Below are 24,209 nucleotides of genomic sequence, written 5' to 3' on the forward strand. Positions count from 1 at the left end.
ATTTTGTTCAATTTTTGCGGATAACGTTGAAGATGGGTTCTCTCTTGATTTCCGGTAATTCAAATTCTCCCAAGTTCGCAAAACGCTGCTCAATCATAGTCGCTAGGTTTAAGGAATGTTCGTTATTTTCTAACAAAGCGATGCGGAGAATTTCTTTGACTTCTTTTTCAAGGGAACGACTATGTTTTTCGGCTCGTTTTTGGAGACGAGATTTGATGTCATCATCAAGATTAGAGATAATGATATTAGTCATAAGCAATTAATAGCAATTCTATAAAATTACGTCGGCAAGCCGCAGAAAAAGAACTTATACCATTTCTCTATGAAGATGCGCCTAATTTAGCCCACGCAGGTGGGCTTAGTTCGTTTAGCCCCAGGCTTCCAGCCTGAGGGCGTTATGTGCAGCCTCACATAGAATTGGTATTAAGGGATTGCTTGTTTTCCACAAAGCTGAAGCGGGAGACACTCACAATACTAACACTTTAGCGTTTTTCTAAGATACAAAGTTGGGTTACGCGATCGCCCATACCTAACAAAAAGCTGGTAAATATTGCGTTGTACTTTTTCCCCAAGCGATCGCCCTCGCGGAAGCTTTGGCAGAACGTTTACCTGAAGATGCCGAAGTGCGACAATGGCAAGCGATCGCCATTTGTCATTCGTAGTGAGCGGTTTACCGCTCGTCGCTCTTGGATTTTAACGGCTTAAGGCGTTACTACGTTAAGGAGCGTTTATTTATGCCCATCTACTTAGGTATGTTTTTATTACTGTTAATTAAATGGACATGATATAACTAAACTGCTGGAAAGTTTGGAAGAAGTATTAAAAATGAAAACCGAACACCAAAGAGAAGAAATAATCAAAGCTATCAACGTACTGCTAAACCAGGCTTATGACAGTACTTTAGATGAAATTTATGCTTTATTGAAAAAAATTGATGATGAAGAAGATGAAGAAGATTTAAAAGCTATTAAAGAAGCTAGAGAAGATATACGTATGAACGGTACTGTCCCGTGGAAAGAAATACAAAATGAGATGAAAAAGGATGTTGCGTGACTTACAGTGTAGAGTTTTCAAAGGGTGCAAGAAAACAATTTATAAAATTACCTATAGATGTAAAAAAACGCATACAAATTAAAATTAATGACTTAGCAATAGAACCCCGTCCGAACGGAATTAAAAAATTACAAGGTGATGATAATTCATATCGTATTCGAGTAGGTGAGTACCGAGTAGTTTATGAAATAGAGGATGATGTTTTGATAGTAACAATAATTAAGGTAAAACATCGGAGTGAGGTTTATCAAGATGAAAGTTGACAACCAACAAAATCTAATATAGTGGTTTTCATTTGAATCACATACATATTCAAAAAATAAATGTAAAGACGCGAAATTTCGCGTCTCTACACCGCGTATTGCAGGCAACCGAGAAGTTATAGTACCCGACGACTAAAGTCGCGGCTAAACAAACAAAGCCTACGCAGGTAGGCTTTTAAAATAATTAGGACTTACGCAAGCGTTACCAGAAAACAAGACTTTGAGATTGCTTCCTTGCGTCGCAATGACGGAAATATATAGTCCGTGCGTAAGTCCTAATAATTAGTCCGCGTAGGCGGACTTCGTTTGTGTAGCCGCGATTTTAATCGTCGGGCAGTATTGATTTCAAGATAACTTTATATAAATACGCCGAAAATCGGTATTTTGACGCAGTTTATTTCACTGCGTTAATTTTCCGTATTAACACTGTTTGCTTTGTATCTTTTATTAGTTAATTTAGTAACAGGTTCAGAGAGATTTCATTTAAAGCTGACTAACTTGGGATTTGCTTATTCATACTATCCAAATAGCACAGCAAAGGTTGGTTTTTTAACTTTGGATTTAACCAACTTCAAAAGTAATTAGGGCAATGTCACTACTACTTAATTATCTTAGGTTGCGCGTAGAATCTGCTGTGGCATTCTGCACAGAAATTTTCAATTATGCTCTCAACTTTAATATCGCAATCTAAGTTGTTTCTCGATTGATCGCTTTTCAAAAGTAATTTAAATTCCTGAGGACTTTAGTATGTTACGTCGTTCTTTATTCGCTTGTGCTTTGATGTTGGCTGGCGTCGTTGGTTTCGCTTCTAGTGCTAAGGCTCAAATCGTCTCTCCAAATCTAGTTTTCGGTGGGGCAGTTCCTGATACATGCGATTTTGGTGTTAAAACAGATGGAAGTTTGGTTGCAAGTAATGATAAGACAACTTTAAGCACTACTACTCCTGCTACGGTTATTGTTAATTGTCCTGGTGGAACGCTAAAGGTATCTACCCCTATAAAGGATGTTATTAGCACTGGAACTACTACCGCAGCTAATTTAAAAACAGTAGCAACATTGACAGCTGAAGGTGTTACTGGTAATGCTGACTCTGATTTAGCAAATTCAATTGCTGCTCCTGCCTCAGGTGCAAAAGCGAATGTAAGCATGACAGCTAATGATGTTACTCCTGCTACTCCTTTGGGTACTGGAAGTTACATTTTCAACGTTACTGTCACCGCAACTAAATAGGCAGTAGTTATTGTCGATTGGGTTGAACAAAGTAAACCCAATCAATTCAAGTATTATCTTGAGTTTCATTACCTCAACTTAACCTAAGAAAATCTGAAACTACCCCTTCCCGCTTGCGAGGAGGGGGAATTTTTCATAAGTATTGTATATTTGCTCTCGCTATTCTCTCATAAAATTAAGACTTACCGGGACTTAAACATTGATTTACCGTAGGGGCAATTCATGAATTGCCCCTACATTTTGTACTCGATGCGTAAGTCCTAAAAATGTATAAATATTTTTGCGTAACTACTTATGAACAAAGCCCACCTGGGTGGGCTACAATTTATTTCGCCTGGGTCGGCAGGCTTAGTACGCACAAAGCTGCACCCTAGAAGAGTGCAGGTGCTTTTATTTGGATGCTACTGCCTCGGCTTTTGCCTCAACTTTCACCTCATAGGGCTTTTCTTTGCCTTGTGCTAAATACTCAGCCAACTGAGATTCAATTTCATCGCGCACAATTTGACGATACTCAAAGAAATGTTCGATATGAGCGCAAGCTGAGAGATAATGCTCTAAAGCTCTTGGATTACGCTTGATGATGCTAAACAAGTGATGCCAGAATTTCCACCGAGTTTCGCGCTTGATTCCTTGTCGCCAGATAATAATTAGGAATGCTCTCACAAGTATTAACTCTGGCATTTTCGCTGGTCGTGTCCAACTTGGACCACCCATCATCAAGAAGCAGCGATAGGTGCGGTCTAAATATTTAACGGGGTCATATAAAGCACAAAATGCCTCAATATATTCTCTAGCAATATCTTCTAAAGGACGGGTGGCGACAAAGTTCATCAAAGTAGTTTGATTGATGTTGCCGTCTTGATTTTCGCGCAGTCTTCCTTCTTTTTTCAGGCGATGCCACAACGCTGTATTGGGTAGCGCTTGCAACATGGCGAAGGTAGTAGAGGGAATTGCTGCTAATTCGGCAAAACGGACAATGCGATCGCCTGCACCTGCTTTTTCGTTATCAAAACCAATAATAAAGCCAGCCATCGGTCGCAATCCAGCTTTAATAATGCTTTCCACGGCTTCAGTCAGCGAACTGCGGGTATTTTGAAACTTCTTCGTTAGTTGCAGACTGTCTTCATCTGGTGTTTCAATTCCCAAGAATACGGCAGCGAAACCGCACTCAACCATCAACTCCATCATTTCTGCATCTTCGGCTAAATCAATTGAAGCTTCGGTGTCAAATGCAAAGGGATATTGATGTTCTGCCATCCAAACTTTTAACTCTTTCAGCAACAATTTAACGTTACGTTTGTTGCCGATAAAGTTGTCATCTACCATGAACACACCACGGCGCCAACCCAATTTATAAAGACAATCTAATTCTGCTAATAGTTGTGCTGGTGTTTTGGTGCGCGGTTTGCGACCATAAAGAACAATGATGTCACAAAATTCGCACTGAAAAGGGCAACCCCGCGAAAACTGAACTGACATCATGTCATAAGCATTAAGTTCTAGTAAATCAAAGCGGGGTATGGGTGTAAATGTCACATCGGGTTTTTCAGTAGCGCGAAAAACGCCTGATGTTTCTCCCCGCTTGATTGCATCGATAAACATTGGCAGAGTAATTTCTCCTTCATCGAGAATGAGAAAATCTGCACCTACATTTTCAACTTCGTGGGGTACGGAAGTTGGGTAAGGACCACCCACGGCAACTAACTTACCACGTCTTTTTGCTTCTTTAATTTGGTCGAGTAAATCTGCTTTTTGGACAATCATCGCAGATAAAATTACTATATCTGCCCATGCCCATTCTTCTTCGGTTGCGGTGCGAATATTGCGATCTACAAGTTTGAATTCCCATTCTTGGGGCAAAATCGCTGCTACTGTTACTAAACCTAAAGGTGGTAATAAAACCTTGCGATTAACTAATTCCAAGATTTTTTCGTATGACCAAAAGGTTTTGGGAAATATAGGATACACCAGTAAAATTCGCATTTAGTAGAAATCCTCACGTTATGGTTATTTTTTTTAACTGTAATTAATGTAGCTAAAACTAAGAGTAATTGATTTATTGCTAGTTTTATTTTCTTTTAACAATGATTGATGAGACGCTATTAGCGATCGCCTAGTTCCTTATGAATATATACTTGTGTAATTTGTTGCTAAAATTCTCTAGTTGCGGTCAATTATAGCGCTTCTCGGTTCGTGCAATACGTGGTCTAGAGACGCGAAATTTCGCGTCTCTACATTTATTTTTTAACGTAAAGGAACGCTAAGGGAAGCGCAAAGGTACGCAGAGTTTTCATTCAGATTTTCTGAGCTTACCTGGGTGGGCTAATTGAGATTATTGTTACATAGAACTGGTATTAGCAGGTTTAACACCGCTTATTTTCAAAACATCGCTCATGGTAGCGCAGTAATTTGGTAAGTCGAAAGTGGCAGGATTGATGGCATTTTTGTAAGTAAAATGGCGATAGTTCATGCAAAATCGACTCCAAGCATCCATTTGAATGCGAAAGACAGCGATTATGACATTAGCTAAGGATAAAGATAGGGGAAGACGAAAGATTATTTTTTTACCAAGATAAGCGCAAACATCTTCAATTGCTTGGTTTGCTGTTAACTGCGGTTGACCTAAAACTAACTTTCGCGATTGGTTTTCTTTGGGTGGATTATCTATTAAATATCCCACCACTGTAGCAATATCTCGCCCGTGAATGAAGTGGAAGCTACCATCTACTTGCAAAAAACGAATTAAATCAATATATTTTGTAACTTCTAAAATACCCGGCGAAACATGAGAATAAGGTTTGTCAACTTCGCCACCTAAAACTAAAGTAGGAAAAACTGTGGTAACTTTGGGTGCGATCGCTAATTTTGGTACTTTATGTAAACATTCGTACTTAGACCGGACATAATCTATCCCTAGTTCTCCAGCTTCCTTTAATGGTTGTTCGTTGCGACCTAAAACGCTAGCGGTAGAAAAATAAATTACCTGTTCGCATCTATCTGCATTTAACAAACTCATTAATTCTAGGGTTTTGTCTACATTAATCTCAAATGTGTTGTCTCCACCCCAAGCCGTCGCCGTTAACACCGCAGTATCAATTGTTTTCAGCAATTCTGCAAATAAGCCAATTTCTTGCATATCACCTTGCAAAACTGTGATACCAGGACGTGCTTGAGTATCGACTTTCAGTTTATCTGGGTTTCTAACCAGTAAATACAACTCGTGATTTGTCTCTTTAATTAAAGTTTCGCTCAGGTAGTGTCCGACACAGCCACTTGCACCAGTCACAAAAATCCGTTTCTGGCTCATAAATATTTTTTAGATTGTAGTTGTTAAATAGCTTAACTATTTTGAATGCATATCTAGCAATTAACAACTACAACTAATGAATAACTGGGTCGGGACATAAATGTGGAAATTATATCATGTCCAGTGTATTACTTACAATGGAAAGACGTTCCACGTAAAGACGTTCCGGTGGAACGTCTCTACGACCGTTGCAATGGGACAGAAAATTCTGTCCGTTGATCTTTGGTGGAAACTCCTAAGAGAATATGTTACCTAGAAGACAAAATTATTGACATTATTCAGGGCTGCAACTGAAACATTATCTACTCTGATAAACGGTCGAGCGGGAAGATTTCCAGAACCATCACTGTCAATCAGAATCTCAGTATCTCGTCCTCTTGCACCAAAAGATATGTAGCCATCAGCGATCGCATTAGTTCCGTTGTAGCCACCTGGGACAATACTATCAAGCAAGTCAGTAAAAACAAACTTGTCAGCACCTACTGTAAAGTCCAGGATATCGTCGCCTTCATTAATACTGTTGCCGTTACCATATAAGCTGGTGTAGACAATCAAATCATTACCAGCACCGGTGGTGATATCGTCTTGACCATCAAAACCAGTAATTCTGTCACCAAAGGCAGTTCCGATTAAAGTATCCCGACCAGATGTGCCATTAAGCACATTTATCAAGTCAAACCGAGCGAGAACGGGGTCATGGTCACTGTCTTGATCGGCAAACTCTGAGTTGATGTGAACTACATCAAATCCATTCAGTCTAGTAAACAAATTGTTACTGACCAGAATGTGATCGAGTGTTTGAGCATTGCCCTGAAAGTTGAAGGTATAACGCTCGTTCTCAGGTAGCGTTTCAATCAGGGTATTCAGTCCCCCAGCTTCTAAAATACTCAGGGGGTTAGAAAACTCAAAGTCATTCAAGTCACCCGCTACAACCACGTTGGCATTGGGGTTAATTGTTAGGATGTTTTGAACAAAGTCTCTTACCTCCGTAGCTTGCTGGTTGCGCTGCACCTCAGTAGAGACGACTGGGGGTTGAGTCGGTCCAAATAGGGGATCGTCACCACCTTTGGAGTTAAAGTGGTTGCCAACCACAAATACGGTCTGACCATTGAAAATAAATTCACCAACCAGAGGTTTGCGACTGCTGACGAAGGCACTGCCATTGGAGGGGTCAGTATCAAGTATCCGACCAGGACTAGCAGAAAGCTGGGGAACACCACCGACGTTGTTAACTGTGGTGTCAGTAGTCGAGCCACCACCTGGGCGATCTACAAATTGTACTCGGTCGGGGTTGAATAGGAAACCGACGCGGATATTACCACCAGGTTCACCACCGTCCTGGTTATTTTCTGGGTCAATCTGACGAAATTGATAGGTAGGACCACCAGCTGCTGCGATCGCAGTAATCAATGTGTTGTAGGTTGTGGTAGCATCTACTACACCGTTATTCGTCGCGCCATTGTTATCTTGAATTTCTTCCAGGTTGATGATATCGGGGGATCTGAGGTTATTAACAATCCGGTTTGCGAGGTTGTTGAAGCTGGTCGCACCATCACCAGGATCAAGGTTTTCTACGTTGAAGGTCGCAAGGGTGAGTTGGTTAGCGAGGGGAGTCAGGTTGCTAACTTCTCTTTGCAGAGTAGATGCCTGTACAACTGTTGGTGCTGTGGAAACCAAAACTTCGTAGTTGTTAAAGTCGTAATTAACAACCCCGGTAATTGTGCTGAGTTGGGCACCCACATCGACAGTTGGTAATACCAAGGAATTGTTCAAATCATCGATCTGAATTCGCTCTGGGTTGAAATCGCTCTCTGTAATCAGGCTACCACCACGGGCAGTGCGGCTGGTGGCGTTAGCTCCGTTGTCTGCTAGTACCCAAATTTCTTGAGAAGTACCAAAGACACTGGTTGGAGATGTTGTTACCGGATTGTTGACCTGTACAAGCATCCCTTCTAGGCTTTCGTAGAAGTCGATACCGTCTTGAGCAGGGTCAAATACTGTACCAGCATTTTCGACATTGTTACCCACTTGATCATTACTAATTACCGTAGTGGGAATTGTTCTTCCGCCGTTACCAAGAATAGTAGCTGTTGGGAGAGCATTGCCAGTTGACAGTGTGGTAATCGTTGGGCTGGTAATCTGAGTGGTGGTGAGGTTATCAACGGAACCACCAGGACGGAATTCACTTACTGTACCGTTAACTAAAATTGAGCTGCCGACACTTACTGTTGGTGCAGAGGAGGTGAAGACAAAAATGCCCTCTGAGGTGGCATCATTATTATCGGGGTTGGGGTCTTGCAGGTAGAAGCCGTTGGAGGCGATCGCTGTTACGATACCAGGAACGTTGTTTACTGCTTGACCATTCAATGGGGAGATATGCGCGGTACCTTGAATGTCACGAATCCGAATGTTTCCGGCAACCACATCATTATCGGCGATCGTCACCGTGGCTGTGGCAGTTCCCAAGGTGTAATTCGCACTACCAGCAAGAGTTAGGGTAACGGTTTCATTCCCTTCTCCTAGAAGGTCATCAACGGGTGTAATAGTGATATCGACAAAGGTTTGCCCAGCAGGGATTGTAGCCGTATTCGTCAGGTTTGGCGTGTAGTCCGTCCCGTTGGTTGCCTGACCTGCTCCAGTGGCAACCGTGTAACTGATGGACAGAGCATTGGTTGTATCACCAGTGCGGGTAATACGGAAGGTGCCTGGGTCTGTTCCTGCTTCGGCAGCATTGGCATCGGTGGCAGCGATCGCTACTGTAGGACCCGTAGGAGGTGTAACAGTAGTGGAAAGGGAAAAGTCGTCGATCGACAGTCCATCATCTGAGCCAGTGACATCAAAGTCAAGCCAACGGAACCAAAAGGTTGCTCCATTTGGGATGTTTAGCCCCGTAATAGTTCCTGGGACGGTGGTGTTATTGGTATTTCCATTCAGTGCTCCTAGGGCTTGATTTGTCACAGGAGAACTGAAATCCAGAGCATCGACATCTACCCAAGTTCCGGTCGCTAAGGATGTTGCATTCAGGCTGTATTGAAAATCCAGGCGATCGGCAGCCGCTCTGCCGGTTGCACCTAAACGCCATTGCTCACCCCTGTAGGACACATTCAACGTTGTAATTGTGTCACCTGTTGTATTGGTAAAGCTTACGCCGATTGTGGGAGTTAGAGTACCTGACAATAAAGTTCCTAAAGCTCTCTCAGTAGAACCTGCTGCTCCAAAACTATATATATCACCTGCATTACCAGAGCCAGTTCCTGCTGTGTACTGTTGGTTTACATTTGCACTGGTTCCAGTCTCCGACAATGCCCAGCCTAGGGGAAGTTGGCTACTGGTACCTGAACCTGCCAGAGTATCAAAATTCTCCGAATATGAGCCATTAAATTGAATCGCCATTGCTGTTTGTCCTTAAAGGGATAATTGTTTGCAGAAACATCTGCGCTTCGCTCGTAAACTTGGAATTACGCATGTGAGTTGAGGTGCGGTTGCTAGAATTCGCAAATTGACATCAGCGACAGAAAATGCATATCGCACCACTATATTTCTCTCGCTTTCATGCACAAGGTATCGAGCCATCTTCAATGGGATCTATCGTGCAAAAACCCTGGCGTTAAAAGCAGAAGTTTATTAGACTACACAGATTTCATGTGTAATCTAATACTTTGCCTAACTATATTTAAGGCTACTAGTTAAAGATTAAAAGAATATTAAGTAAATATTAATCGTCGAATTCCCTCTGCAAATTTACGGTATCTTTATAAAAGATTATTGATAATCTAAATGCAAAAAGGCTTATTACATAGTAATTAGTACATTTTTGCATAAGTTCGTAGCGTTTTTTAACGCAGAGGAGCAAAGGAGGTAAGCGCAAAGTGACGCAGAGTTTTTGTGATAAATTTTCGTCATGAATTAATGCGATCGCTGTACTTAGTACAAAATTGAAACGAAAACTCCGCGTGAAAATAACCCATCCCCGTCCGGGTAAATTACGATTTCTATATAAAATTATTTTTAGCGATCGCCATTTCTCGTCAATTGCCCCAGACGCTTCAACACACTCAAAACCGTATATAATTCATTTCCCGGATTGAATATGTAGAACAAACGAGACAAAACATATTTTGGTGTTTCTTGTTTGATCAATTTAACAAAAATAAAACTACTGCCATTGCAGATTAGTCCGTATACTGGTTTATCTGAGTTAGAGACTGCCAGCATATAAGCTAGGAACTGTGGTTTGCCCACCTCCACAGAAAAAGCTGCTTGTTTAGACTCTATAACTACTACTACTAGCTGTTCAAACAAAACTAAGATATCAATCTGCCCTTTGACTTTTACACCTTCATCTTCAGCAGAAACTTCTACAGATTTTTCAGATTTGACATGAAACGGAGATAGATAAAAGTCTGCTAAATCCAACAAGGGAGACAACACCACCATCTTGACAGTGTTTTCCAGCAGAGGAGAGTACTTGAGCAAATTGGCATAACTTGCCTTAACTCGGTCGAGCTGTTGTTTTTGGGAGTTGGTAATTTCTGGTAAGTTATCTTGCCACTCTCTAAAAAATTGCTCATTCTCAACTAATTCGAGTCCAAAGCTGGTTTCTAAATCAAGTAGGGTAATTTCTTTAGCTTGTATTGTTTGAACCATAATCCGTTCTGTAATACCTACCCAACTCTGTACAACACTGGAATTAGCTTACCAAAACCAGATTTCTCTGTATCCTGGGAAGACCAAAACCACATGTCATACTCATTGGTGCTTACTTCCTGTTTCACAGTTGTCTTAGGATGACTCCTAAGAGGTTTGTCAACTCCACAGGCTATCTTGGTGGAACTCACCATTTCTGACCATTCAGGAATAAAAATATTCTCAAACCATCGGTCTATATTTTTTGCCGCGTTCAAGTCTCTGTCTTCTGTATGACCACAGTCAGGACAGATATAAACTCGGTTTTTTAATGGCATTTTATGACGATGATTAAAGCAGTTAGAGCAAATCTGAGAACTAGGATAGAATCTATCAACTAAAATTAATTTGCTATCAAATTTCTCAGTTTTGTACTCTAACTGGCGTTTAAATTCGTACATTCCACAATCAGCAATCGCACCAGCTAATTTATGGTTTTTTAAAAATGCCTTAATTTGCAAATCTTCAATACTAACTACGCTGTGGTTTTTAGCGAGGTAATTAGTTAGTTTGTGAATTGCATCTTTGCGAATATTTGAAACTTTGGCGTGAATCTTTGCCAGTTTTCTAATCGCTTTTATCCGATTTTTTGAACCTTTAATACGCCTACTAACACGACGTTGTGAGCGCTTTAGACTCTTGCTCATTCTTCGATAAGCTTTCGGATTAGAAAAAACTTTACCATTACTACAAACAGCTAATTCATTAATCCCAATATCAACGCCAATAGTCGGTCTATCGATGGATACAGTAGGCTTTTCGATCTCGTATTTAATGGCAATAAACCACCTATCAGCTTGTCTGGAAATTACACAATTATGAGTAGCCGTAATTGGTAATGGTTCTGATAAACGCACCCATCCGATAGTAGGAAGTTTGATACGTTTGCCATCATTTTTGATTTGTGGTTTAGCTTTAGTTCCTGATTCTAAGTAGAAAGAATCGCGTTGACCTTTCTTTTTAAATCTGGCTTGAAAAGATGTTTTAGTCAAGCATCTATCCCAAGCTTGGCGCAAAGAAGCAATAGCTTTTTGAGGAACATTTTTACTAACTTCGTAATACCAAGGGTAGATTGATTTAACCTCTGCCACTAACCTTTTATGCAGGTCAATGGCTGAAGGTAGTTTCAATTTATCTTCTGGTTTTTTAGTTTTCAAAATGTCTATAATTACAGCGTTCGCCCAATTATAAGCGTGTCTAGCAACACCGGAAGATTTCCTAAATGCTGTGACTTGCCTATTATTTGGGATTAATTGAGTTTTGAAAGAAAGTAGCATTGTTTCGACCTACAATGTTGCTTATACTACTAGTATACCAGGTTTTTAGGACTTTTTACTATGTCAGATGTTAAATTTAAACCAGATAATAAAGTGGCTTACGACAAAACGCCTATACAATTTAAAGCACTGCCCGGTGTTAGAGAAAAGTTAAAAACCATCCCTGACTGGCAGAAACGGTTAAGAGAATTTGTAGATAGCATGATTGTCGATGTTGACAAAAAGTAAGACTTGTCTAGATATGGGTAGAAATTATCGAACAGTTTCTACCCCAAAACATTTTTCGTAAATGATACTGAAAGGAAATGCGAAGAGTGGGTTTATGACTGCAAATATTTAGCTTTCATAATAGACATCTGGTAGAAAAGACATGAAAAGGCAGAAGGCAGAGGGCAGAGGGCAGAAGGGAAACCCCATAAATAAATTGAGGGGTTTCAATAAGGACACCTTTTTTCTCGCGCTTTGCGTCTCGAAAAAAATCTTTTTACATTTGTTCATAAATAAATTTAGGGGCTTTAAACCCACGCTTGCTGAGGGCAAAGATTGCATTTTCTTCCTTCAGCATAAGTGCCTCCTGCCCTCTGCCTTTCTTCGGTAAATACGTTCCAGTAAAGACGTTCCAGTGGAACGTCTCTACAAGGGTTTCGGGCAACGCATAATTAATTTCTACTCCTTGTCTAATGATAATCGCTAATGACTAATCGCATTTTCACTATTAGCCATTAGCGACAAACAACCTTAAGTAACCGCTGTTAAACTGAGTTGTTTTGCTGTTTCAAAGAAGAAAGCAACATTTTCTTCTGGGGTTGTGGGTAGCACACCATGACCAAGGTTGAGAATATGACCCCAATTACCAGCTTTGCGAACGGTATCATGAATGCGATCGCGAATAAATGCTTGGGAACCAAATAGTACACCAGGATCGAGGTTTCCTTGCACTTTCACTTCTTTGCCCAATCTTGCCCGTGCATCTGCCATGTCTACTGACCAGTCTACAGTGACAATATCCGCACCAGATTTTCCCATCCTCTCCAGCACACCGGCACTACCGCTAACTAACAAAATTAACGGTGTATCTGGATGAGTTTGCTTGACTTGTTCAAACACTCTTTGTTGATAGGGTAAAGCAAAAACGTCATAATCTTGGGGGCTGAGTTGACCTGCCCAAGAATCGAACATTTGTACTACTTGAGCGCCACAATCAATTTGGTAACGGGCATAAATAGCGATCGCATCGGCAAATTTTGACAACAATTGATGCAAAACTGTAGGATCGGAGAACGCCATATTTTTAATTACGGAATAGGTTTTAGAACCTTTTCCTTCCACAGCATAAGCTGCCAAAGTCCACGGTGCCCCGACAAAGCCCAACACAGTTGATTGATTGTTGACTTCAGTACGCAATGCCTGCAAAATTGTTTTGATAAATGGCAGGGATGCTTCTGGTTCTAAAGGACGCAGTTGATCGATTTGGGCTTGAGTGCGAAGGGGTGATTGAATAATTGGACCTTTGCCTTCAGCAATATCCATTTCAATGCCCAAACCAGGTAAAGGCGTCACAATATCGGAAAATAGAATTACTCCATCTGGCTGGAAAGCTCGCCAAGGTTGTAAAGAAATTTCAATCGCTACTTCGGGAATTTCCGAGCGATCGCGAAACGATGGATACTTTTCGCGTAAATCTCGATACGCCTTCATGTATCGTCCAGCTTGACGCATCATCCATACTGGAGGACGATCTAACACTTCACCACGAGCAGCCCGTAGGAGATGAGGAGCGCTTAAGGAAAGACCCATTTAACACTTTATCCTAAGTCATTTTTTTATGTCACTGTTTAGCTTATCATTCTGGGATTACGCTTTGTCAGCTTTGTTTTCCCCTTTTGGTGGAGATGGGGGGATGGGGGGGAAAAATGTCCATTGCCCATTGCCCATTGCCCAATTTGATATGCAAACCGATAATTCTGATTTTACCTTCGATTCTCAGCGGCAAATGCTTTTAATAAAACGATCGCAACGTCAAAGTTTCTTTATCCAGTTTCTGATTTTGACACTTTTAGGATGGGTGGTAGGTGGAGTTGCCAGCATCGCTTTAGAAAAAACTATTACCGAAAGTATACCACCAAGCATTTTCCAGCAACATCTGACGTGGTACTCTTTGGGCAAAAGCTTCAGCAGTAATTTAATTTTTGCCTTAATTTTTGGCGCAGATCAAGCGATCGTTGTGCGACAATATATATCCGGTTGGTTGTGGTTGCTTGCGACTAGTTTCGGTTGGCTGATTGCTAATAGTGTTTCTACAGCATGGATTGCCTACATTAATGCGATCGCTGCATCATTAAATTTAAGTTTATCTGCTAATCAAACTGTTATTTTGGGCATTTTGTCAACTTTTTTATACATTTTTTCGGGGATTTGGCTGGGGTTTTGCCAATTTATCGTATTGCGACGCTACACAAAAAATGCTTGGTGGTGGACTTTTTTACCCTCAGTTTCATTTTTCTTTATCAGTATCTCGATTTGGTTGCTTTCGCTAGTGCAAGATTTTATTCCCGAAGAAAACCGGACTCAGATATTGTATTTGAGTGGACAAGGTTTAACTGCGGTGATTCTGGGAGTTGTTCCAGCCATTGGGTTGTGTAGGCTGAAAAAATCGCGCCATAATGATATTTCTAGTTCATCATAACTAGAGTTGTAATTGCTGCATATTCAGATCGAGGTAAAAAAATATGAATAAAGATAATAATTTACAATATGATATTGTCAAGCCACCGATTGCTGAGAAACAATCGCAAGTTTTGGAGTTACACGGCGATCGTCGAATTGACGATTATTTTTGGCTGCGGGATATTGAAAACGATAAAGCGATCGCTTATTTGGAAGCCGAAAACGCTTACACACAAAGCATGATGCAACATACTGAAGCTTTGCAAACAAAGCTTTATGATGAAATGCTAGCGCGGATTCAAGAAACTGACTTATCACTGCCATTCCGCAAAGATGATTATTACTATTATTCTCGCACCGAAGAAGGAAAAGCTTACCCAATTCACTGTCGGAAAAAAGGTAGTCTCGACGCAACAGAAGAAGTGCTGTTAGATCAAAATGAACTAGCACAAGGACATGATTTTTTTAGCTTAGGTGTATTTGAAATCAGTCCTAATCATCAAATTTTAGCTTATTCAACTGATACTAGCGGTTCGGAACAATACACACTTTTCTTTCTTAATTTGAACACATTTGAATTGTATTCCGAAACTATACCGGAAACTTCTTTTTCTTTAACTTGGGCAAACGATAATCAAACGGTATTCTACACGAAAATCAACGCGGCAAATCGTCCTTATCAATTATTTCGCCATACTTTACAAACACCGACAACTGAAGATATTTTAATTTACCACGAAAAAGATGATATTTACAATTTAGATGTAGGCAAAACCCGTAGTGAAGCATACATCTTGATGGTTTTGTCAAGTAGCATCACCACGGAAATTCATTATTTAGATGCGAATAATCCTAGAGGTGATTTTCAGATTATTCACCCCCGCACTACAGGGATGGAATACGATGTTGAACACCACAGCGATTATTTTTACATCGTTACTAATGACGAAGCGACTAACTTTAAATTGGTGAAAACCCCGGTAAAAATGCCAAATAAAGAAAATTGGGAAACTGTCATTCCTCATCGCGAAGATGTGATGCTATCAGGAGTGAGTTTGTTTACCAATCATTTGGTAATTTATGAAAGAAAAGCGGGATTGCAAACAGCAAGAGTACAAAACTTATCTACAGGTAAGGAAAATAATATAACTTTTCCAGAGCCTACATATACCTTTTATGAAGGAAACAACCCAGAATTTAACACGAATATTCTGCGCTTCAATTACACATCTTTAATCACACCGTTATCTGTGTTCGATTACGACATGGAAACAGATAAGCGAGAATTGAAAAAAGAGACAGAAGTTCTCGGTGACTATGATAAAAGCCATTATAAAAGTGAGTGGCTGATGGCTACAGCGGAAGATGGAACACAAATCCCCATATCTATTGTTTATAAACAAGGAACCAACAAAGATGGTAAAAATCCCTTGTTTCTCACAGGATATGGTTCTTACGGTTATTCTTATCCGGTGATGTTTTCATCAACTCGATTAACGCTGTTAGATCGTTCTATAGTTTATGCGATCGCTCATATTCGTGGTGGTGAAGAAATGGGACGCAAGTGGTATGAAGATGGTAAATTTTTGCAGAAAAAGAATACCTTTACAGATTTTATCGCATGTGCGGAATATCTGATTACCGAAAAATGGACTCAAAGCGATCGCTTAGTTATTTCTGGTGGTAGCGCAGGTGGTTTATTGATGGGAGCAGTAATTAATATGCGTCCCGAACTGTTTAAAGTAGTAGTTGCTGATGTCCCATTTGTAGATGTCGTAACTACTATTTTAGATACTTCCTTGCCCCTTTCAGCGATGGAATGGGAAGAATGGGGTAATCCTAACGACAAAGTTTATTACGACTACATGAAATCTTACTCGCCTTATGATAACGTTGAGGCGAAAGATTACCCAGATATGCTGATTACTGCGGGTTTAAATGATTCTCGCGTCAAATATTGGGAACCAGCCAAATGGACAGCAAAATTACGAGAATTGAAGACAGATAACAACATTCTCTTACTTAAAACTAACATGAGTGCTGGACATGGTGGTGCATCTGGACGTTATGAAAGCTTAAAAGAATTAGCTTTTGACTACGCTTTTATTTTGGATCGCTTAGGTTTGGGAGATATTTAATTCTTTTTTGACGCAGAGGACATTATTCCTCTGCGTATTTAATTTGAAGGCACACTTACAGCAGATTGCGTTATTATTAAATACACGTAGAGACGTTCCGTCGGAACGTCTTTACAGGGTTTTGGGTTTTACGCATGTACCTCCTAAGGAGTGAAATCTACTGTAAAGAGAATATTGACATCTTGTATCGTTTATCAAGTTTTAGTTATCGAAATAATAGAATGCCGCAATAACTATTCTGCGCTTTCAGCCTCGAAATCATCAAGCTCTAATGTGTATTTTAATGCTTCCTTTAGCATCAATAAATAATTAGGGGAAATAGTTCCTAATTTTCTCATTAATCGTTGCCTATCGATAACAACAATTTGATAACAAAGCACTACTGATTCTTGTGTAAAGCCACCTTCACCTAAAGGTATGACAATTGTACCTGGAATTTTAGCACGTCGCAGATTACTGGTTAAGGGAACTACTACTACTGTTGTCGTAAATCGATCAAGTGTATTTCGTTGAATAATAATAACTGGTCGAATACCTGCTTGTTCTGAACCTCGACTCGGATTTAAATCTGCTAAATAAACATCTCCCCGCATCAAATATCCTCTTGCTGAAGGAGAGGCAGATAATCAGCTAAAGCTGCTTCTGCAAACGCTAAATCTTCGCGTAAAAACTCCGCTTTTAGGGCAGCAGCTTCTTCATCAGAAATAGCATTCCATTGCTGAGTGAGTTTTTTTTGATGTAAAGAAATAGCAAATTCTAAAACTTTCTCTTGCCAAGACAGAGGCAATTCGGACAATATTTCAAACAATTCAGAGTGAATAGTGTCTGTTGTTTTTTTTGTCATTGATACACTTTTTCCTATATTTGAATGAAAAAATAAGCCGCAACTCCTTTCCCCTTATTTCCTACTCCTCAATTACAATTTTATCAAATTTTGAACTTGTTTCCATCTGGTTTGGATATAATTAGTTAGTACCCTAGCACCCCTTATATGTTGGTAGGGTGTAATTTTTTTGAGGTGCTGTAATGGCTTCATTCTCCGAATTCGGCAGTCCCCTATCTCCAGAAACCGCTAATACGGGGGCTGTTTCACCATTTCCAGGAATGAATCCATATTTAGAAAATCCACTATTTTGGTCAGAAATTCATAATCTTCTCATAGCAGCAATTTTCCGGAGATTAAATCCTCAATTACGTCCAAAGTACAGAGTTGCTATTGAAAAACGAGTATATCAAACAATAGATGAAGGTTCGCTTTTGGTAGGTGTTGCAGATGTAGCAGTCCAAAGTATACAAAAAATGCCATTACCAGAACCAGCGAGTGTTGCTGTTGCATCTCCAGTAGTCGAAGCTGTAACAGTTGATGTTACGATGCCGGAAACAGTCAAAGAGACTTACTTGGAAGTGCGAGATGTCGCGACGCAAGAAGTTGTAACTGTAATTGAAATCCTTTATCCTAAAAATAAACGTCCAGGAGAAGGACGAAATGCCTATATAAAAAAACGGTTACAGGTGTTAGGAAGTTATACGAATTTAGTTGAAGTTGATTTACTGCGAGATGGCAAGCCAATTCAACAACTACAAAATAATATTCAAACTGACTATAGGATTTTGGTTAGCCGTGCATCCAAGCGTCCCAAAGCAGATTTATATGCTTTTAATTTGCAAAATCCCATACCTTTTTTTCCCTTACCTTTACGTGAAGGCGATACAGAACCATTAGTTGAAATACAAACATTAATTAGTGAATTATACAACGAAGGTAACTATGATTTGGTAATTGACTACGCTCAAGAACCTGTACCTGCCATGTCAGTAAACAGTATTGCTTGGGTAGATCAACTTTTGAAACAGCAAGGATTAAGGTAAGTCCCAATACAATACCATCAAAAATCTTAATCTGTCACCGATTCTCCTATACTCAAAACACCATGCTCTGCATCCAAAGTCGCCATGACCCCAACTGGTAAAGCCGCATTGGGTGCTTCGTGACCGAATGGTAAATTGGAAACAACCGGAATATTTAAATCGCTCAGGCGATCGCGCAAAACTTCCTCTACACTCAAACTGGGAACATTATCAGGTGCTTCACATTTCGTAAAGCTACCCAATGCAATTCCACTAACTTTTGATAAAGCTCCACTCATCCGCCATTGTGTCAGCATTCTATCAATGCGGTAAGGTGCTTCTGTCACATCTTCAAATGCCAAAATCACATTATCTAAATTTGGTTGAAATGGTGTACTCAAAAGATGAGTCGCTACCGTCAAGTTAGCTGGTAGTAAAATTCCACTTTTCACACCTCTACCCCATCCAAAACCTTTTAAAGGGGCAATAGGACGACCTTCCACCCAATCGAACAAACGCTGAACTGACCAATCTGGTTCTGATGATAAAGTTGTCAGTACAGGTGCATGGACGCTGGAAATTCCAACTTTTTCCAAGCTCCACAATAGCGCTGTGATGTCAGAAAAGCCAATTAGCCATTTGGGAGATGAGGGGGATGAGGGGGATGAGGGGGATGAGGGAGAAATTCCTCCTTGTCCCCTTGTCTCCCTGTCTCCTTGTCTCCCTATCTCTCCCACTCCCCAATTCCAATTTTCTAAAATGCGGGTACTACCGAAACCACCTCTAGCGCAGAGGATACCGCGACATTCTGGATCTTGCCATGCTGCTGCTAATTCGTTTCGCCGCTTATTATCTTTTCCCGCTAAATAGCCCCACTTGTCATCTATCTGGGGAGATATTTCTACTTTGTAACCACGCGATCGCCAAATTTCTACCCCGCGTTCAAAGGTCGCAAATTCTCGCAAAGCACCGCTAGGCGCAATTACTCGCAGTAAATCACCAGGTTTGAGATAAGGTGGAACAATTTTGGATTGGGAATTTTCGATTTGAGATTGCATTAATAATTATCTATTTGTCAACAATAAAGAACTTTTTCCCAATTAGACATTTGCGAAAATGTTTATTACCTAAAATCACGCCGTATGCAACTTTCTCTCAAACCTAACCCCCAACCCCTTCCCGGAATAGGGAAGGGGAGCAAGAATCAAAGCCTCTTGGACTGTGGGGGAGAGGAATGGGAAGCGAGGTTCTAAAAATAAGTTGCACATCGCGTTAAAATCTCTTGAAACCATTTTTCAAAGCGTGAACCTAAAGCTTCTAAAGAAAATTGAGCTTCTGCGGAACTACGACAAGTTTGACGGTCAATTTCATCGATACGCTGGATAGCATTTACCAACTCAGAAATGCTATCCGGTTCTACCAAAAAGCCAGTTTTGCCATCTTGGATAATTTCCGCAGGTCCACCGCGACGGTACGATATTACAGGCACTCCACAAGCTAAACTTTCAATTACAACATTACCGAAAGCTTCTACCCAATGAGGTGTCATTAATAATGCCCGACACTCACCTAATACCTGCTGCATTTCATTTGTTGGTAAAAATCCCAGATATTCAAACATATCATTTGGGTACTTTTCACAAATTTGCTGCCAGTATAATTCATCTTGAATTTTACCCATAATTTTTAAGGGAATTTGGGTAATTTGCGCGACTGCGATCGCATCTGCTAAACCTTTTTCTGGGGAAATGCGACCTAACCAGGCTAATTGTTGTTTTGGGCGATCGCAAAACTGATAAAGTGATAAATCAATTCCATTACTCAAACAAGAATACGGCTTCTCAAGGGCAAAAGTGGCAGCTTGTACTTGTGTATGAAAACCAATTGTTAGAGGAAAATGTTCTGCAACTTGTTTTATAATCTTGTCTAGGGCGTTATTGAGTGAACCCATACTCACTAAGTGAGCGATCGGACAAGTGAAAAAAGGTGTCAGGTAAAATGGCAACCAATCGTAAGCAAAATTTACAATCAAGTCATAATTAGTTTGAACCTGACGAGCATAATCCCACATATTTGCCAAAACAGAATTTTCTGGCATCATAGCCGGGTCTGTGCGTTCTTGGCTTTGAGCAATAATCTGTAAATTACCAGGAATTTGCACTATTGGCAGGTTATCCCATGTTGAACCTGCGGGAGCAACGATTTGCACTTCATGACCCCGCTGGATCATTTGTTGAGCTACATTATACAGGGTTAATTCCACACCACCGCCGAGTCCAGTGCCAAGGGGTCCAACGGAAGTGGAAACGAAAAGTAATTTCATCGGTTTGCTAAAATAAGTACTCTCTAATGTAGTAAGCGCTTTAGCGCTTGAAATGGTTGCTTTGAGCGCTGAAGCGCTCACTACGAAGCAAGAGACTTTAATATGAAAGCGATCGCGCTTCATCACCCGATCGGGTGATTTTGAGTTTATTTTGAGTCGGCAAGAACTACTACGATAAACCGAAATTTGGTGTCTTTACCAAACTAATTATAGTTACAAATAAATTGCTGGTAAGCTTTATATTAGCGCCAAGATCATGAAAAATATTTATTTTAAGTGACAAGCATTTCTAGAAAGTGAAGATTAGAACAGACCAATCTGATTTTGCTATTAGGAGCTAGTGGTAATTGGTAATCGAGGGGAATTAACCGAGATTTCGCCATCAAAAGGTTTTCATCTGGCATTTGTGGCAAGCGATCGCTCAACTGTAGATGCTTTTTATGCACCAGCAATGGGAATTGGAGCTAAAGACGATGGCAAACCTGGATTGCGTCCACAATACCAGCTTCAAACCCCAGTAGAATCAATCTTAATTATCACTCTAGCTGCGAATCTTCCTCTTGACTTTTTTCACCATGTGACAAAGTGCGGATACGATTCATTTGTGAAAGAGCATAACGCGCTGTTGCTTGCACCTCTGCATTTGGGTCTTCCGTTGCCAAACACAACATCTGACTAATTTGAGCCATCATATCATAAACGCGAGTCAAATCACGGATGGCATTTTGTCGCACTTCTGGACTTTCATCTTGCAGTGAAATCGCCAAAGCACGATTCATTGGTTTAAGTGTGCGCGTACCAATTTCCGCCAAAGCTGCTAGAATTAAGCTGCGTTGTTGAGAATCAGCGTCAATCATCACCTCTATCAGTGGCTGAATTGCGCGGGAATCTCCCTGCTGTCCCAAATCCCAGATAGCTTTGCGTCGTTTCGTCGGATCAGGACTACGTAAGTCTTTCATCAACTCCTCAACGATATTGACTTTCGCCAAACGGGAAGTTTTTTCTAGTGGTAGTACTTCTTTTGCAGATGGTGCAGTTGCTTCTTCTGTGTTTGTTATATCTGCATTTTTATCTGCTGCGCTGTCCAAGGATAACAAACCAGGAACCGGCTTTGTCTGAGATGGTGTCAAAACTTTAAAATCAAAGTTTTCCGGTTGAACTTGCTTGACTTTTCTCGACCTTCTCAGCAAATAAAGCAATGCACCAACACCACCTAAAATTCCTATCCCAACTAGCGACCACCATAATAAACTTTTTTGCGGAGATGCCTTGGTACTTGTTTTCTCATTTTTCGCGTTAGGAGCGATCGTAGCAAGAGATAATGATTGCTTTTGCTTAACTGCTGTCAGCAGTATATTTCTAGTTGTCACACCAGCAATCCCGTCTGGGATCAAGTTTTTTGCTTTCTGAAATTTAGAGACGGCGAGTTTGGTGCGATCGCCATAATCTCCATTTACCACACCATAGTAATATCCTAACTCTTTGAGTTGTTTTTGTAGTGCCTCCACTTCCACACCTCTACTACCAAGTTCGAGAATAGAAGACTGTGCCGGCTGTGTGGAATTTACGATTTGGAGTTGGAATTCCGGTGCTAGGTTAGGTGTTGCTGTGCTTGCTGGATTGGGGTCAAAACCCAAGCAAGTCAGACAGGTAATTACCAGGATGGAGGAATGGCGTAGCCTCATATACAAAGTTGCAGCCAGAACGTAGATTCTAAGTTATCGATATTACAAGAACTTCAACCTGGCTTTATGTTAACTTTTATCTTGACAAAAATATTTTGAAGAAGCTTTAAAGGTGATAAAATTCTCATAAGTCAGAAATTAGGCAATTTTCCGATGTTAGTGGTCAGCGCTCAGATAACACTATAATTGCTGCTACAGTCTTGCTTAATTAGGGCATAATTTCTGGTTCAGATTCCCTAATTGATAGGCTTACTGGGTTGAGCTTTTTCCCTGATGCTTCCAAAAGTGCTTGTTGCTGTGTATTGTTTTCTTCTGTGACTGCAACCTTCTGATTTGTTTGCGCTAAGGTGTCACGTTGGTTGATTAGATAAATGCTGACTAAAGTCAGACAGACTCCCACCCACTGTACAGGGCTGAGGACTTCGTTGAGCAACAAATTGCCAAATAGGAGGGCAAATACCGGTGTGAGGAAGGTGAGAGAACTGAGACTGGTGAGATTGCCGCTAGAAGCAAAATAGAAAAATAATCCGTAGGCGATCGCACTCCCAAAGATTGTGGCATATAACAGCCCCATCCAATCAGATATTACAAGATTTTGCCACTGCTGGGATTCTGTCAAAAATGAAATTCCCCACAAAGGCAATCCACCTATAATCATGTGCCATCCTGTAGCGCTTACCGGATCGGCATATTGACATACATACCTAATCAACACCGTTCCCACTGCCATTGACAGCGCAGCAAATAACATCAACCACTCACCGCTTTCTAAAAAGGAGAGGGGGGGAATGGAGGGGGGGAATGAATGATTTGAGAAAACACTCAAAATCAATTCGTCGGGCAAACCAATTAAACTAATACCTGTCACTCCGAATCCTAGTCCCAGCCATCCCCACAAACCAATACGTTCTTGAAATAGCCACAACGACATTAAAGCAACAGCCAACGGTTGAGAGTCAATCATTACAGACCCCAACCCTGCGCTAGTTCTGACTAATCCCTCTGCCAAAAAGCCTTGAAATAACGTCCCATCCACCAACGCAAATAACGCAATCCACAACCATGCTGCCCAACCCTTGGGCTGAGGTTTACCCATGAATGCAGTTGCAATTAAGATTAGCACCCCAGCAGGCACTAGACGCACTCCTGCCATAAATAGCGGTGTGGTATGAGGAATTACTCCTTTCATTGCCACCATTGCCGTACCCCACAAGAAAAAGGGTGCGATTAACAGTAGCGGGGCAAAGGGAAGTTTGGATGCACGCTCGTTCATTTGCATGGAATAGAAAAATGCCTTTGTTTCAAAAACGCAGAAATTAGTTTACCTAATTTTACCGAATTATGTCGTTTTGTGAACTAAATAATACTCAAAGCGATTTAAATCGCAGCTACACAGATTAAACTAACCTACGCAAGTTTCAACTTTCCTTAAGTCCGCGACCATCCGGACTTTGGGGAGCATCCCAATGAATGCAAAATCTAACAATATAAGCGTCATTGCGATCGCGAGTGCGTCATTGCGAGGAACGAAGCAATCCCAGCCATTGCAATTGCTTCGTTCCTCTCTACGAGACGCGCAACGCGAACGCAATGACATATTAATTTTTATTATTTCATCGAATAATAAAAGCTTGGATGCACCCCGGACTTTGTTTGTATAGCTGCGATTTGAATCGTTGAGCAATCAGATGTACCGAACCTGATTTTCCATTTCATCCGCTGTTACTTGATT

Annotated in this window: 22 protein-coding genes and 1 pseudogene; 9 read left to right on the forward strand and 14 right to left on the reverse strand. The window is 40.7% G+C overall.

From position 1 onward, the window contains the following. Positions 1–7 precede the first annotated feature (7 nt). Positions 8–253, reverse strand: coding sequence for a FitA-like ribbon-helix-helix domain-containing protein (locus tag TOL9009_RS0134645; protein WP_029637924.1), 246 nt, complete (start codon positions 251–253; stop codon positions 8–10). A 310-nt stretch (positions 254–563) separates the two neighbouring features. Here TOL9009_RS0134645 and TOL9009_RS49890 point away from each other — a divergent pair. The 4 genes and pseudogenes from TOL9009_RS49890 to TOL9009_RS0134660 form a co-directional block, all read left to right on the forward strand. Further along, positions 564–647 (forward strand): annotated as a pseudogene (locus TOL9009_RS49890) (molecular chaperone DnaJ); the annotation flags it as partial. Between the two features lie 178 nt (positions 648–825). Further along, positions 826–1,053, forward strand: coding sequence for a hypothetical protein (locus tag TOL9009_RS0134650; RefSeq protein WP_029637926.1), 228 nt, complete (start codon positions 826–828; stop codon positions 1,051–1,053). Next, positions 1,050–1,316, forward strand: coding sequence for a type II toxin-antitoxin system RelE family toxin (locus tag TOL9009_RS0134655; RefSeq protein WP_029637928.1), 267 nt, complete (start codon positions 1,050–1,052; stop codon positions 1,314–1,316). The genes TOL9009_RS0134650 and TOL9009_RS0134655 overlap by 4 nt, the downstream gene beginning before the upstream one ends. A gap of 747 nt (positions 1,317–2,063) precedes the next feature. Further along, positions 2,064–2,546: a hypothetical protein gene (locus TOL9009_RS0134660; RefSeq protein WP_029637930.1), complete on the forward strand. Its 483-nt coding sequence runs from the start codon at positions 2,064–2,066 to the stop codon at positions 2,544–2,546. Between the two features lie 390 nt (positions 2,547–2,936). Here the strand turns inward: TOL9009_RS0134660 and TOL9009_RS0134665 are convergent, their stop codons facing one another. The 5 genes from TOL9009_RS0134665 to TOL9009_RS41475 all read right to left on the reverse strand — a co-directional run bounded on the left by TOL9009_RS0134665 (position 2,937) and on the right by TOL9009_RS41475 (position 11,816). Then, positions 2,937–4,529, reverse strand: coding sequence for a B12-binding domain-containing radical SAM protein (locus TOL9009_RS0134665; protein WP_029637932.1), 1,593 nt, complete (start codon positions 4,527–4,529; stop codon positions 2,937–2,939). A 355-nt stretch (positions 4,530–4,884) separates the two neighbouring features. Further along, positions 4,885–5,853 (reverse strand): NAD-dependent epimerase/dehydratase family protein, encoded by a 969-nt coding sequence (locus tag TOL9009_RS0134670; RefSeq protein WP_029637935.1) that lies wholly within the window; start codon positions 5,851–5,853, stop codon positions 4,885–4,887. Between the two features lie 252 nt (positions 5,854–6,105). Then, a complete protein-coding gene (locus TOL9009_RS41470) occupies positions 6,106–9,246 on the reverse strand; it encodes an endonuclease/exonuclease/phosphatase family protein (protein ID WP_051503201.1) in 3,141 nt (1,046 codons plus the stop codon). Positions 9,247–9,861: 615 nt separating this feature from the next. Next, on the reverse strand, positions 9,862–10,500 hold the full coding sequence (locus tag TOL9009_RS0134680) for a restriction endonuclease subunit R (protein ID WP_029637938.1): 639 nt from the start codon (positions 10,498–10,500) through the stop codon (positions 9,862–9,864). Between the two features lie 17 nt (positions 10,501–10,517). Further along, positions 10,518–11,816 (reverse strand): RNA-guided endonuclease InsQ/TnpB family protein, encoded by a 1,299-nt coding sequence (locus tag TOL9009_RS41475; protein WP_242055184.1) that lies wholly within the window; start codon positions 11,814–11,816, stop codon positions 10,518–10,520. A 60-nt stretch (positions 11,817–11,876) separates the two neighbouring features. Between TOL9009_RS41475 and TOL9009_RS48155 the strand changes: the two genes are divergently transcribed. Next, a complete protein-coding gene (locus tag TOL9009_RS48155; RefSeq protein ID WP_186227758.1) occupies positions 11,877–12,044 on the forward strand; it encodes a hypothetical protein in 168 nt (55 codons plus the stop codon). Positions 12,045–12,554: 510 nt separating this feature from the next. On the opposite strand, the gene hemE is transcribed toward TOL9009_RS48155, so the two are convergent. Further along, positions 12,555–13,613, reverse strand: coding sequence for a uroporphyrinogen decarboxylase (gene hemE / locus TOL9009_RS0134700; RefSeq protein WP_029637941.1), 1,059 nt, complete (start codon positions 13,611–13,613; stop codon positions 12,555–12,557). Positions 13,614–13,764: 151 nt separating this feature from the next. Between hemE and TOL9009_RS0134705 the strand changes: the two genes are divergently transcribed. Then, positions 13,765–14,502 (forward strand): hypothetical protein, encoded by a 738-nt coding sequence (locus TOL9009_RS0134705; RefSeq protein ID WP_029637943.1) that lies wholly within the window; start codon positions 13,765–13,767, stop codon positions 14,500–14,502. A 43-nt stretch (positions 14,503–14,545) separates the two neighbouring features. Continuing rightward, entirely contained in the window at positions 14,546–16,621 is a 2,076-nt protein-coding gene (locus TOL9009_RS0134710) for a S9 family peptidase (RefSeq protein WP_029637945.1), read from the forward strand. A 233-nt stretch (positions 16,622–16,854) separates the two neighbouring features. On the opposite strand, the gene TOL9009_RS0134715 is transcribed toward TOL9009_RS0134710, so the two are convergent. Both TOL9009_RS0134715 and TOL9009_RS0134720 read right to left on the reverse strand, forming a co-directional pair. Further along, entirely contained in the window at positions 16,855–17,214 is a 360-nt protein-coding gene (locus tag TOL9009_RS0134715; protein WP_029637947.1) for a type II toxin-antitoxin system PemK/MazF family toxin, read from the reverse strand. After that, positions 17,214–17,465 (reverse strand): hypothetical protein, encoded by a 252-nt coding sequence (locus TOL9009_RS0134720; protein ID WP_029637950.1) that lies wholly within the window; start codon positions 17,463–17,465, stop codon positions 17,214–17,216. Before TOL9009_RS0134720 ends, TOL9009_RS0134715 begins: the two co-directional genes overlap by 1 nt. 182 nt (positions 17,466–17,647) lie before the next feature. Here TOL9009_RS0134720 and TOL9009_RS0134725 point away from each other — a divergent pair, with 182 nt between their 5' ends. Further along, positions 17,648–18,490 carry a DUF4058 family protein gene (locus TOL9009_RS0134725; RefSeq protein WP_084763445.1) on the forward strand — a complete coding sequence of 281 codons (843 nt, stop codon included), beginning with the start codon at positions 17,648–17,650 and terminating at the stop codon, positions 18,488–18,490. A gap of 26 nt (positions 18,491–18,516) precedes the next feature. Here TOL9009_RS0134725 and TOL9009_RS0134730 read toward each other — a convergent pair whose 3' ends face one another. The 5 genes from TOL9009_RS0134730 to TOL9009_RS0134745 form a co-directional block, all read right to left on the reverse strand. After that, entirely contained in the window at positions 18,517–19,527 is a 1,011-nt protein-coding gene (locus TOL9009_RS0134730; RefSeq protein ID WP_029637955.1) for a S66 peptidase family protein, read from the reverse strand. 191 nt (positions 19,528–19,718) lie between these two features. After that, on the reverse strand, positions 19,719–20,792 hold the full coding sequence (locus TOL9009_RS0134735; protein WP_029637958.1) for a glycosyltransferase family 4 protein: 1,074 nt from the start codon (positions 20,790–20,792) through the stop codon (positions 19,719–19,721). Between the two features lie 272 nt (positions 20,793–21,064). After that, positions 21,065–21,238 (reverse strand): hypothetical protein, encoded by a 174-nt coding sequence (locus tag TOL9009_RS48160; RefSeq protein ID WP_186227759.1) that lies wholly within the window; start codon positions 21,236–21,238, stop codon positions 21,065–21,067. A gap of 90 nt (positions 21,239–21,328) precedes the next feature. Then, on the reverse strand, positions 21,329–22,477 hold the full coding sequence (locus tag TOL9009_RS0134740; protein ID WP_029637960.1) for a peptidoglycan-binding protein: 1,149 nt from the start codon (positions 22,475–22,477) through the stop codon (positions 21,329–21,331). Between the two features lie 208 nt (positions 22,478–22,685). Beyond that, a complete protein-coding gene (locus TOL9009_RS0134745; RefSeq protein WP_029637963.1) occupies positions 22,686–23,756 on the reverse strand; it encodes a DMT family transporter in 1,071 nt (356 codons plus the stop codon). Positions 23,757–23,943: 187 nt separating this feature from the next. Between TOL9009_RS0134745 and TOL9009_RS0134750 the strand changes: the two genes are divergently transcribed. Continuing rightward, complete coding sequence (locus TOL9009_RS0134750; protein WP_029637966.1) at positions 23,944–24,138, forward strand: hypothetical protein; 195 nt, start codon at positions 23,944–23,946, stop codon at positions 24,136–24,138. Positions 24,139–24,209 lie beyond the last annotated feature (71 nt).

Source organism: [Scytonema hofmanni] UTEX 2349, from assembly GCF_000582685.1.
In the GTDB taxonomy this organism is placed as follows: Bacteria; Cyanobacteriota; Cyanobacteriia; order Cyanobacteriales; family Nostocaceae; genus Hassallia; species Hassallia hofmanni.